The organism is Mycobacterium sp. D16Q16, from assembly GCF_002013745.1.
In the GTDB taxonomy this organism is placed as follows: Bacteria; Actinomycetota; Actinomycetes; order Mycobacteriales; family Mycobacteriaceae; genus Mycobacterium.
In genome coordinates this window covers 628,348-640,599 of sequence record NZ_MAEY01000001.1, presented here as the reverse complement: position 1 = coordinate 640,599, position 12,252 = coordinate 628,348, and the positions used below count along the sequence as shown (strand labels likewise).

The window sequence follows — 12,252 nt, the reverse complement described above, 5'->3', positions numbered from 1 at the left end:
GCCGGATATTGGCGAGATCTGGGCGCCGTAGAATGAGCAGACCATGACTGTGACTGCCCCGCCTCTCGCCGGGGTGATCCGGACAGCCTTGCGGGATCCCGCATTCGATGTTCTTGCCCCGGCCATCGCCGCCAAGACCGGCCTTGATCTGACGGCACCGTCGTGTGCCCGCGCATTCGTCGTGACTGGTATCGCCGACGCGAGCAATGCACCCGTCTTGGTTGTGACGGCCACCACCCGGGAGGCGCAAGACCTCGCCGCCGAGCTGCGCGACGTATACGGCGATGCGGTGACGCTGCTCCCGTCCTGGGAGACGCTTCCGCATGAGCGGTTATCGCCCGGTGTCGACACCGTGGGTGCGCGGCTGCAGGTGCTGCACCGGCTCGCGCATCCGGAGGATGCCCGGATGGGGCCACCGCTGCGGGTCGTGGTCACCACGATTCGTTCGCTGCTGCAGCCGATGTCTCCCGGTTTGTTCGATCTTGAGCCCGTGGAGCTCACGGTCGGCGCCGAATCGGATTTCGACGGATTGATCGCCCGCCTGGTCGAGCTCGCCTACACCCGGGTGGACATGGTGGCGGGCCGTGGTGAGTTCGCGGTGCGCGGCGGCATTCTCGACGTCTTCAGTCCCACCGCAGACCATCCGGTGCGCGTCGAGTTCTGGGGCGACGAGGTCAGCGAGATGCGCTATTTCTCGGTCGCCGACCAGCGATCGATCCCCGAGCTGGAGGTCACCTCCGTGCTCGCGATGCCCTGTCGCGAACTGCTACTCACCGCGCAGGTGCGTGCCCGTGCCGCTGAACTCGCCGCGGTGGCAAGTGCCTCCGCAGAGGTGCCCGATGAGCACCGGATCGGGACCGGAGTGGGGGAGATGCTGGCCAAGCTGGCGGACGGCATCTGCGTCGACGGGATGGAATCACTGCTGCCCGTGCTGCATTCAGGTGAGCTCACCATGCTGGTCGACCATCTGCCCGATAGCGCTCCCGTGTTGGTCTGTGATCCCGAGAAGGTCCGCACTCGGTCGGCCGACCTGGAGCGCACCGGCCGTGAGTTCCTGGAGGCCTCCTGGTCGGTTGCTGCGATAGGTGCAGATGCGCCGATCGATATTGCCGCACTGGCCGATTCGGGGTTCAGGGAGCTTGATGACGTCAAGCACACCGCCGATGAGGCCGGACATCCGTGGTGGTCGCTGAGCCCGCTGAGTATGGGTGACGACAAGTCCATCGAGCTCGCGGTACGCCAGTCGCCATCCTCGCGCGGTCACAAGGAGGGCGCCGCGGAGATTTTCGCGATGCTGCGCGCTCATGTGATGACGGGTGGACGGGCGGCCGTGGTAGCCGCCGGTGCGGGCACCACCCACCGGATTATCGAGCAGCTGGCCGAAACGGAAACGCCTGCGACACTGCTGGAGCCGGGAGCCGAGCCCGCCGAGGGAGTGGTCGGAGTCCTGCGCGGTCACCTCACCGATGGCGCGGTGCTTCCGGGGGCCAATATCGTCATCGTCACCGAGACTGACCTCACCGGCAGTCGCGTGGCGGCCACCGATGGCAAGCGGCTACCAGCCAAGCGCCGCAACCAGGTTGACCCGCTCGCCCTCAGCGCCGGCGATCTGGTGGTTCACGATCAGCACGGCATCGGGCGATTCGTCGAGATGGTGGAACGCACCGTCGGCGGAGCCCGCCGGGAGTATCTGGTGCTGGAGTACGCGTCGAGCAAGCGCGGAGCCGCCGCCGGTGGGCAGAGCGATCGCCTGTATGTACCGATGGATTCCCTTGATCAGCTGTCCCGGTATGTGGGTGGTGAATCGCCCGGCCTCAGTCGCCTCGGGGGTAGCGACTGGACTAACACGAAGACCAAGGCGCGTAAGGCTGTTCGCGAGATCGCCGGTGAGCTCGTCGCGCTGTACGCCGCTCGCCAGGCCGCACCCGGGCATGCCTTCGCGCCGGACACTCCGTGGCAGCGGGAGATGGAAGACGCCTTCGGCTTCGTCGAGACCGTCGATCAGCTGACCGCCATCACCGAGGTGAAATCTGATATGGAGAAACCGGTCCCGATGGACCGGGTGGTGTGCGGCGACGTGGGCTACGGCAAGACCGAGATCGCGGTGCGGGCGGCGTTCAAGGCCGTCCAGGACGGTAAGCAGGTCGCGGTGCTGGTGCCCACGACACTGTTGGCCGACCAGCACCTGCAGACCTTCACCGATCGCACCGCGGGATTCCCGGTGAAGGTGGCGGGCCTGTCCCGATTCACCGATCCGGCCACCTCGAAGCTGGTCATCGAGGGAATGGCCGACGGCTCAGTCGATATCGTGATTGGCACCCATCGTCTGCTGCAGACGGCTGTGCGGTGGAAGGACCTCGGTCTGGTGATCGTCGACGAGGAGCAGCGCTTCGGCGTCGAACACAAGGAACACATCAAGGCGCTGCGCACCCATGTGGACGTTCTCACCATGAGCGCCACCCCGATCCCGCGCACACTGGAGATGAGCCTGGCCGGCATCCGGGAGATGTCGACCATCCTCACGCCACCGGAGGAGCGGTACCCGGTCCTGACGTACGTGGGCCCGCACGACGACAAGCAGGTGGCGGCGGCATTGCGCCGTGAGCTGTTGCGCGACGGGCAGGCGTTCTACGTACACAACCGGGTGAGCACCATCGACAGGGCCGCGGCCCGACTGCGCGAGCTGGTACCGGAAGCCAGAGTTGTTGTGGCGCATGGTCAAATGCCCGAGGAATTACTGGAGCGAACCGTCGAGGGGTTCTGGAACCGGGAGTACGACATCCTGGTGTGCACCACCATCATCGAGACCGGGCTGGACATCTCCAACGCCAACACACTGATCGTGGAACGGGCCGATATCTTCGGACTGTCGCAACTGCATCAGCTGCGTGGTCGCGTCGGCCGCAGCCGGGAACGTGGGTATGCGTACTTCTTGTATTCGCCCGAGGTGCCGCTGACGGAGACCGCGTACGACAGGCTCTCGACCATCGCGCAGAACAACGATCTGGGTGCCGGTATGGCCGTGGCCATGAAGGATCTGGAAATTCGTGGCGCGGGCAACGTGCTCGGCGTCGAGCAATCCGGTCACGTCGCCGGGGTGGGTTTCGATCTCTACGTCCGGCTTGTCGGCGAGGCTGTCGAGGCATACCGCGCGGCCGCCGACGGGAAGACGGTGCAGACCGCGGAGGAGCCCAAGGAGGTGCGTATCGATCTTCCGGTCGACGCGCATCTGCCGACGGACTACATCGGCAGCGATCGGTTGCGCCTCGAGGCATACCGCAGGCTGGCGGCGGCCGGGGACGCCGCGCAGATCAATGCGGCCGTGGAAGAGCTGATCGACCGTTACGGGCCGCTGCCGCTTCCGGTGCAGCGACTGGTTGCCGTGGCCTCGCTGCGGTTGCTGTGTCGCGAGATGGAAATCACCGATCTTTCGGTGGCCGGCACCAATATCCGGATACAGCCGCTACCACTGCTGGATTCGGCGCAATTGAGGCTCAAACGTTTACACCCGGCGGCTCAATATCGCGCGACGACTTCCGTTGTCCAGGTTCCCATCCCGCGCGCCGGCGACGGGGGTGTGGGATCGGAGCGGATCCGTGACCTGGAGCTCGTGCATATGATTGTTGATCTGCTGCTGGCATTGTCGGGGCGTCCCGCGGGCAGTGTTGATATAACACGAGTGGAGGTGAGCAAATGACCGTCATCCTTGTGGACCCACGCCATCCGTCGATGGTTCCGGTCGAGGCGGTTGGTTTGCTCGCCGGTGATCTGCAGTACACCGAGGAGCTCCCGGTCCGGCTGGCGTGGTCGCTGTCGACCGCGCGTCCGGTGTACATCGGAGAGGATGCCCCCGCGCTGTTGTCCTCGGACCGCGATCATCCGGAGGTGAAGGCGCGGATCGGGGCAGGGGCCAAGGTCATCGCGCCGCCGGTGCGTCAGGGCGAGAAGCTCATCGACGCGGTGGCGGTGATGGACCGGCTGCGGACGAACGGCCCGTGGGAGAGCACTCAGACCCACGATTCCCTGCGCCGGTACTTACTCGAAGAGACCTACGAGCTGTTCGATGCCGTGCGCACCGGTGATGTGGACGAGCTCCGCGAAGAGCTGGGAGACGTACTGCTGCAGGTGCTCTTCCATGCCCGCATCGCGGAAGACGCCCCGGAGCATCCATTCAACATCGACGATGTCGCCGAGGCGCTACTGAACAAGTTGGGTAACCGCATTCCGGTAATACTCGGCGCTGGTGGGGATTCCAGCTCGATCTCGCTGGAAGAGCAACTGGCGCAATGGGAAGAGCGCAAGGCGCAGGAGAAGGATCGCGACTCGTGCCTGGACGGTGTGTCCAGTAGCCAGCCCGCGCTCGCACTTACTCAGAAGGTGCTGGGCAGGGTGACGGCTGCGGGGCTGCCCAAGGAGTTGATCCCGGCGCAGCTGCTGTCGGTGACCATTGAACTCGAGGGCGACGCCGAGAACCAGTTGCGTGCAGATGTTTTGGAGTTCATGGACACCGTGCGCCGCGCCGAGAGAGCCATTCTGGCCGGGCGGCGCGGTGAGGATGTCGCCGCAGGGTTGGCCAGCACGGACCTGCGCGGTGTGGACGGCGAGGAGTGGCGCGAACATTGGCTGCGTAATCCGGTTGAGGCGTCTGCCGACGACGCCGATGCAGAGTCGGTGTAGACCCAGACGGTAGCTACGTCCGCGCCGGACGGGCCTTTGTGCCCGGCTTCGCGGGACTATGGTCCGCACAGCATTTGCACAGCATTTGCACAGCATTTAGGTACGCCATACCTTATCTAGGTGGTCTTATCGGATGCGGTTCCCAATCTGCTTATAGGCCTGAGGGAGGGCCTGGAGGCGGGGCTCGTGGTGAGCATTCTGCTTGCCGCTGTCCATCGTTCACCGCTGGCGGCCGAGGGGCGCCGGGCCACCGCCCCGGTATGGCTGGGCGTGCTCGGTGCACTCTCCGTGTCGGCCAGCTTCGCGGCGGTGCTCAACTCCACGACCAGCTCGCTCGGTGCACATGGCCAGGACGTGGTGGGCGGCGTACTCAGCATCCTCGCCGTCGGATTGGTCACCGCGATGATCTTCTGGATGTCGCGCACCGCCGCCAGCCTGTCTGGCGAGCTGTCCGGGAAGGTTGAGCACGCCCTCATCCTCGGTGCGGGTGCGCTGGCGCTGACGGCGTTTTTGGCTGTAGCCCGCGAGGGACTGGAGACAACGCTGTTCTTCTGGACCGCGGCCAAGGCGGCGGGGGAGACCACCGGACCGGTGATCGGCGGTGCGATCGGGCTGGCGATCGCGGTGGCGCTGTGCTGGCTGCTGTATCGCCGCGCGGTCAAGCTCAACCTCAGGGTGTTCTTCACGCGTACGGCCGTGGTGCTCATCGTGATCGCCGCGGGCATCCTTGCGTATGGCATCGGCGACCTGCAGACCGCGGGGTGGCTGCCCGGGCGGGCCTGGTACGCATTCGATCTGAGCCAACACATTTCAGCGGACTCCTGGTGGGTCACCATTGTCACGGGTATCACTCAGCTCACCCCGCGGATGACCGTGCTGCAGGTGGTGGCGTGGGCTGGGTACCTGATATTGGTGATACCTCCGTTCTTACGGGTGTCACGCCAAAACCATTCGCCCACGGGCGCGCCGGAAACGGACGGGGAACCGTCGGCCTTCGCCCGGCTGATCGGGCAGCGTCCGCTCGCGGTTGCCGCGGCCATCGTGGTGGTGCCGGTGATCACCGCGGCCGCGGTGATCGCGATTCTGCCGTCCGCCGATCGCGACGTCGGTACGCAGGTGACCGTGACTGCCACGGGGTGCGCGGAGGACTGGAAGTCCGCTGGCACTGGAGTGCAGACATTCTCCGTCGTGAACAAGTCGGGTAAGACCGGTGAGATCAACCTGGTGGATGGCAACAACGGCGTGGTGGCCGAGATCGAAACTCTCGGGCCGTCGACTAGCTCCACGATCACCGCAACGCTCTCTGACGGGACGTACACGTTCGCGTGTCTGATGGCCGGAGAGCCGGTCAGGTACTCCGCGGCCCGGCAGGTCAGCGGGAACGCCGTCCCTGGTGCGCCCCGGCCTGTCGTCAGGGTGACCGAGGACGACCTCGAGCCGCCGATGGAGGCCTACCAGCGTTACGCCGATAACCTCTTGGCTGCACTGGGCGCCCAGGCGCGGGCACTTCGTACCGACCTTGCCGCGGGAAACGTCGAAGCGGCTAAGAAGGATTGGGTGCCGGCGATTCTGACCTGGAATCGGATCGGTGCGGCGTATGGCAGTTTCAAGGACTATGGGGACGCCATCGCCGGGCTGCCGCACGGGCTCGCAGAGGGAGTGCACGATCCCGACTTCAAAGGCTTGCGCCGCCTGGAGTACGGGCTGTGGCATGGGCAGCCCGCGTCCACGTTGGTGCCGGTGGCAGAGGAATTGGTGTCCACTATCGACACGCTGCGTGCGCATCTGGCGGACGTGATGACCGAACCGGCCGATCAGACGAAGCGCCCACACGAAATCCTCGAGGACACCTTGCGATTCCAGCTGATGGGTTACACGAACCAGGGGGCGGGCACCGAGTATCCGGAGGCGGCGGCCGCGGTCGAGGCCACCCGGGCGGTACTGGGTCAGTTCTCCGCGCTGATCAATGCGCGTGATCCAAAACTGTTGGGAGAAATCAATTCCCAGCTAGAGATTCTTGACGCAGCACTCAGGGCAACGCAGCAAGGGGGTCGCTGGCGACCGCTTGTCCAGGTGCCGCTGGCCGGCCGCCAGGCGGTGGATGCCGCGCTAGGGCAAGTGCTTGAGACGCTTGCCTCGGTACCGCTGCTTATCGAACTCCCGCCGAGCCGTTGACCAAGGAGTCGCGCAATATGGATGTCAACCGCAGGAATTTCCTACGCGGCGCTGCCATCGGCGCCGCCGGCACCGCGGTAACGGGTGCGGTGATCGTCAAGGGTGCCGAAGTCGACGCGAACGCGGCGGCCGTAGCCGTACCGCCGAGTCGATACCCCTTCCACGGGGCCAGGCAATCGGGAATCCTCACCCCGGTTCCCGCCGAGAAGCAGAATTTCGCCTGCCACGTGGCTTTCGACGTGATGTCGAAGAACAGGGATGCGCTGGCTGCGGCCCTCAGGAAGCTGACCGAGCGGGCGCGGTTCCTGTGTACCGGTGGCACCCCGCCCGAGCTGGGTGTGGGGCAACCGCCCGCGGACAGCGAGGTGGTCGGGCCTGTGGTCGAGCCCGATGGGCTGACGGTAACGGTGGCCGTCGGGCCGAGCCTGTTCGATACCAGATTCGGGCTGACCGACCGTAAGCCTGCCAAGCTCAAACCAATGACGGTGTTCCCCAATGATTTTCCCGAGGCGGCGTGGTCACACGGCGATCTGTTGGTTCAGCTGTGTGCCCACAATCCCGATACGGTGCATCACGCGCTGCGTGACATCACCCGTGCGGTGCGCGGCGATCTGCAGATGCGTTGGCGGATTGAGGGGTACAACTCGCCGCCGCGTCCGTCGGGAACGGGCCGCAATCTGTTGGGCTTCAAGGACGGCACCGCCAACCCGGTGTCCGACGATGCCGAGAAGCTGATCTGGGTGGGCCAGGGTGAGCCGGCCTGGACCGCGGATGGCACCTACATGGTGGTGCGCCTCATCCGGATGCTCGTGGAGTTCTGGGACCGTGTCTCCATCAATGAACAGGAGCGGATGTTCGGCCGCCGGCGCGATAGCGGCGCACCGCTGGACGGCAACAACGAGTTCGACACCCCCAACTACGCGACTGATCCCGAAGGTCAGACCATTCCTCTCGATGCGCATATCCGGCTGGCTAATCCGCGCACCACGGAGACAGACAGTCAGCGGTTGGTGCGGCGCTCCTATAACTACGACCTGGGCGTGGATCTGAACGGGAACATGCAGTCGGGCCATGTGTTCGTCTGCTTCCAGCAAGATCTGGAGCGCCAGTTCGAAACCGTGCAGAACCGGTTGAACGACGAGCCTCTCGTCGACTACGTACAGCCGTTCGGTGGCGGGTACTTCTTCGCGCTGCCCGGTGTTACCGATGAGAACGACTGGTACGGAAGGGCCTTGCTCAGTTAGCCGAAGAGTGCCTGACCCCAGTACTCCTTGGGGCCCAGCCCCGGCGGGCAGGCGAAGAGGGCCGAGCCGGTATGCAGGATGTATTCGTTGAGGGCGTCCTCGGTGGCCAGCTTGCGCTGCATCGGGATGAACTGGGTCTGCGGATTGCGCACGAAGGCGATGAAGAACAGTCCCGCGTCCAGATGTCCGAAGCCGTCCGATCCGTCGGTGAAGTTGTAACCGCGACGCAAGATCTCGATACCGCCCAATTCCTCGGCGGAAGCCAGCCGCACGTGCGCGTCCACGTCGAGCAGCGGTTCCCCGTCGGACTTCTTACCGCTGAAGTCGATGGCCGCGAACTCGTCGGCCTGCCCGATGGGCGCGCCGGATCCCTTGGCGCGCCCGATGACTCGTTCCTGCTCGTTGAGTACGGTGCGGTCCCAGCTCTCGATCAGCATCCGGATGCGCCGTGCCACCAGGTAGGTGCCGCCCGTCATCCATTCGGGGTTGTCGCCCTTGGCCACCCAGACACTGGTGTCGACCTTCCCGGTGTCTTCGGCCTTGATATTGCGGGTTCCGTCCTTGAACCCGAACAGGTTTCGCGGTGTCACCTGCGACCGGCTGGTCGAGGAGGTGCGGCCGAATCCGAGCTGCGACCACTTGACCGCGACGGTTCCGAAGCCCACCCGCGCCAGGTTACGGATGGCATGCACCGCGACTTGAGGGTCGTCGGCGCAGGCCTGAATACAGATATCGCCGCCACAGCGGGCGGGGTCCAGCTTCTCGTTACGGAACTTCGGCAGCTCCTGCAACGGAGGCGGCAGCTTGTCGGCGATGCCGAACCGGTCCACCCCGTCCTTGCGGAAGAATGAGGGCCCGAACCCGATCGTCAGGGTCAGCGCAGAGGAGGCCAGGTCCAGCGCCTCGCCCGTATCCGTTGGTGGGGCATAGGGATTGCCGTCTACCGCACCACCGGGTGTGGTCTCCTGCCCCTGGGACATCCGCTCGGCCATGTCGGTCCACTGGCGCAGCATCGCCTGCACCTCGCCGCGAGTGGCGTTGGGCATCACGTCGAAGGCGCAGAAATGCATCCGGTCCTGTGCCGGGGTGGTGATCCCGGCCTGGTGATCGCCCCGGAACGGGACCTTGACGTTGACCGGCCCGGTGCTGGCCGCGCTCGCCCGACCGCCCAGCACTCCCGCGCCCGCGGCCCCGGCGACGGCGGCGGTGACCCCCGCCGCGCCCAGCAGCTTGCGGCGGTTGAAACCACTACCGTCCGGCGATGACACCTTGGACCTCGCTGACCTCCTTGGACAACGCGTCGATGGCGTGTGCCAGCTCGATGCGCTGATCCTGGGGCACGGTGTCGTACAAGACGAATCCGTCACCCTTGCGGTACTTGCCCAGTAGCGTGTCGACTTCCTTGAACCGCTTGTCGATCGCCTGCCCCAGTTCGGGCTTGCGCTCATCGAGGATCGGCCGCACGGTAGCGATCGCGTTCTGCGAGCCGTCGACGTTGGCCTGGAAGTCCCACAGGTCGGTGTGGCTGAACGTCTCTTCCTCACCGGAGATCTTCGTCCTGGCCACCTCGTCGAGTAGAGTCTGCGCTCCGCCCGCGATCTTGGTGGTGTTGATGTCGAAGTCCTTGGCGCGCACGCCGTCCGAGAGCTCCTTGATGTCCTTGAGCAGCTGATCGGCGATGGCGTCGGTGTCCGGCTGGAGGCCCGTCACCCACAGATCCTTCTCCAGCCGGTGATAGCCGGTCCACTTCTCGCCGGGTTGAAGATCGGCCTCGCGCAAGTCGATTCGCGGGTCCAGGTCATTGGGGAAGGCCTCGGCGACCGGCTCGATCCGCTCGTAGTACACCCGGCTGGTCGGATACTGCGCCTTGGCGGAGGCGATGTCCTTAGCCTTGACCGCGTCGACGAACTTGGTGGCGGATTCACTGAGGGCGTCCACCTGGCTGATCACGTAGCCGCGGTAGCGGTCGGTGGCATCCTTGAACTTGCCCTCGGCGTCCAGCTTCACCGCGGCCCCGGTGATCTTGAAGTCGCCGCGGATGCCGTCACCGATCATGCCCGGCTTGCACGCGGTCTGATACGTACCCGGCTCGGTGAACTGCACGATGAGCTTGCGGTTGATGCCCGAGCCGATGTTCTCGACCTCACCGAGCGCGCGATCGCCCTTGTCGTAGACGTAGAACTCGGTGACCTTCGACCCGTTGTTGGTTACCTGGAAAGTGACTGGGCCCGTGGTGGCCTCGGTTTTGGAGGCCTCGCAGCTGGTATCGGTGGCGGTCACGGTGATCTCCTGACCGGCACCGGCAGCACCGCCCTGCGCGGGCTCCTTAGGGGTGCAGGCCGCCAGGGTTGTACCGGTGGCCACCGCAAGTGCGGTGGACGCAAAGGCGAGCGACAGTCTCATCCAGCGGTCCTCTCGGGTTGGGGTTCAGTGGTGTTGATTTCTTGGGGCTTTTCTTTGGGCGGCAAGGCGACCGGGCGCAGGAAGAGACCGAGCACGATCACCAGGTAGATGATCCAGCCCGTGAGTTGTAGCACCGTCGGGGTCGGTGTCACGTTGAAGATCCCGCGCAGCAGTTCGCCGTACCAGGCGCTCCAGTCGAACCAGCCGGTGATGTCAAAGGCTTTGTGGGACAGACCCGGAAGCCATCCGACCGTCTGCAGGGCGCCGATGCCATAGGACAGGATGCCACGGCGACCCCGGTAACGAGTCCGGCTAGGGGCCAGGCGGTTCCGGCCTTGGCGTACCCGACCATGAACAGTGCGGTCTCGACACCCTCACGGCCGACCGACAGGAAGGCGACGGTCAGGATCGCCAATGAGCCCGTTTCCAGTGCCTGGGCCATACCGTGGCGCAATTCGCCGGCGATGCTGGCCGCTGCGGTGCGCATCCACAGCACCATGGTCGTCACGATGGCCACCGCGACCAGCGAGGCCACCCCGGCGATCGCCTCGGCGCCCAGGTCGCTGATGGTGTTACTGCCGAAATGGATCGTCACGAAGATGAGCAACGTCATCGCGATGGCGCCGGCGACGCCCAGCCACACCCACCGCAGCGCATCGCGGCGGTTCGACTTCACCAGGAACGCCACCAGGATCATCACGACGATCCCGCATTCGAGGCCTTCGCGCAGACCGATGAGGCCGCTGCTGAAGTATTGCGAGAAGCTTGTCGGCCCGTCGGCTAGGACGCCGATACTGCCCATGTCCAGGGTCCTTTTCCGTCATGTGACTTTGGCTAGCCAACGCTTGCCAAGGTGCGGCTGACCTTACCTGAACCGGGTGCTCGGAGGCGATGGCACGGCATCGGCTGCATTCGTGTGTGTCCAGGTCGTGCAACGATGGAGGGCAATCCATCGCACCGTCTAGGAGTTCCGTCGTGTCGTCCCTCGCCGTGCGCTCCCTGTCGGCGCGCTTAGTGCGAATTGTGCTCGTCGTCTCCACTTCGATGTTTCTGCTGGCAGCAGGCTGTTCCTGGCAGTTGGGCGGGCGCTCGCCGCTACCTCAGGGGGTGCCGCCGCCGACCGGAGATCCGGTTCCCGACATCGCAACGCCGCCCGCGCACATCCAGGGCCGCCCCGCCGACCAGCTCCGTGAATGGTCGACTCCGCGTGCCCAGAAGACGGGAATCCCGGTCATCGCGCTGGAGGCGTATGCCTACGCGGCCAAGGTTGCCGAGCAGGAGAACCCGCGCTGCAAGATCGCGTGGACGACACTGGCCGGAATTGGCACCGTCGAGAGCCACAACGGCACGTATCACGGCGCCCAGCTGCAACCCAATGGCGACGCACTGCCGCCGATCCGTGGAGTGCGCCTGGACGGATCCAATGGAAACCTGCGGCTACCGGACACCGACAAGGGTGCGTTGGACGGTGACGCGAACCAGGATCGCGCGATGGGACCCATGCAGTTCATCCCCGAGACCTGGCGTATCTACGGTGTCCGGGCCGCCGGTGAGGGCGACCCCAGCCCCGACAATATCGACGACGCCGCGCTGTCGGCGGCGGGTTACCTGTGCTCCCGCGGTGGTGACCTGAGTACCACCGAGGGCTGGATCAAGGCGCTGTGGGCCTACAACATGTCGGACGTGTACGCCGAGCAGGTACGGGACTGGGCCACGGCCTACGCCAAGGGCGGCTCGCTGTAGCACTAGTCTG

The 12,252-nt window shown here is 65.4% G+C and carries 7 protein-coding genes and 1 pseudogene; 5 read left to right on the top strand and 3 right to left on the bottom strand.

Features of this window, described 5'->3' with window-relative positions; translation table 11 throughout:
• Positions 1-43: 43 nt before the first annotated feature.
• From mfd to efeB (B4394_RS03080), 4 genes are all read left to right on the top strand, one after another.
• Complete coding sequence (mfd, locus tag B4394_RS03095) at positions 44-3,697, top strand: transcription-repair coupling factor (RefSeq protein ID WP_078310122.1); 3,654 nt, start codon at positions 44-46, stop codon at positions 3,695-3,697.
• Positions 3,694-4,677, top strand: a complete 984-nt coding sequence (locus B4394_RS03090; protein WP_078310119.1) for a nucleoside triphosphate pyrophosphohydrolase — start codon at positions 3,694-3,696, stop codon at positions 4,675-4,677. Before mfd ends, B4394_RS03090 begins: the two co-directional genes overlap by 4 nt.
• A gap of 120 nt (positions 4,678-4,797) precedes the next feature.
• On the top strand, positions 4,798-6,852 hold the full coding sequence (gene efeU / locus B4394_RS03085) for an iron uptake transporter permease EfeU (RefSeq protein ID WP_078314102.1): 2,055 nt from the start codon (positions 4,798-4,800) through the stop codon (positions 6,850-6,852).
• A 17-nt stretch (positions 6,853-6,869) separates the two neighbouring features.
• Complete coding sequence (gene efeB, locus B4394_RS03080) at positions 6,870-8,096, top strand: iron uptake transporter deferrochelatase/peroxidase subunit (RefSeq protein ID WP_078314101.1); 1,227 nt, start codon at positions 6,870-6,872, stop codon at positions 8,094-8,096.
• On the opposite strand, the gene efeB (B4394_RS03075) is transcribed toward efeB (B4394_RS03080), so the two are convergent.
• The 3 genes and pseudogenes from efeB (B4394_RS03075) to B4394_RS03065 all read right to left on the bottom strand — a co-directional run bounded on the left by efeB (B4394_RS03075) (position 8,093) and on the right by B4394_RS03065 (position 11,301).
• Complete coding sequence (efeB, locus tag B4394_RS03075; RefSeq protein ID WP_078310112.1) at positions 8,093-9,364, bottom strand: iron uptake transporter deferrochelatase/peroxidase subunit; 1,272 nt, start codon at positions 9,362-9,364, stop codon at positions 8,093-8,095. The genes efeB (B4394_RS03080) and efeB (B4394_RS03075) overlap by 4 nt on opposite strands.
• Positions 9,345-10,499, bottom strand: a complete 1,155-nt coding sequence (gene efeO, locus B4394_RS03070) for an iron uptake system protein EfeO (protein ID WP_078314100.1) — start codon at positions 10,497-10,499, stop codon at positions 9,345-9,347. The genes efeB (B4394_RS03075) and efeO overlap by 20 nt, the downstream gene beginning before the upstream one ends.
• Positions 10,496-11,301, bottom strand: a pseudogene (locus B4394_RS03065) (FTR1 family iron permease). Before B4394_RS03065 ends, efeO begins: the two are co-directional and overlap by 4 nt.
• A gap of 221 nt (positions 11,302-11,522) precedes the next feature.
• Here B4394_RS03065 and B4394_RS03060 point away from each other — a divergent pair.
• Positions 11,523-12,242: a lytic transglycosylase domain-containing protein gene (locus B4394_RS03060; RefSeq protein ID WP_078314248.1), complete on the top strand. Its 720-nt coding sequence runs from the start codon at positions 11,523-11,525 to the stop codon at positions 12,240-12,242.
• Positions 12,243-12,252: the final 10 nt, after the last annotated feature.

Coding starts and splice junctions, on each gene's coding strand:
- B4394_RS03090 (WP_078310119.1), top strand. CDS start 3,694: ATGACCGTCATCCTTGTGGACCCACGCCATCCGTCGATGGTTCCGGTC.
- mfd (WP_078310122.1), top strand. CDS start 44: ATGACTGTGACTGCCCCGCCTCTCGCCGGGGTGATCCGGACAGCCTTG.
- efeB (WP_078314101.1), top strand. CDS start 6,870: ATGGATGTCAACCGCAGGAATTTCCTACGCGGCGCTGCCATCGGCGCC.
- efeO (WP_078314100.1), bottom strand. CDS start 10,499: ATGAGACTGTCGCTCGCCTTTGCGTCCACCGCACTTGCGGTGGCCACC.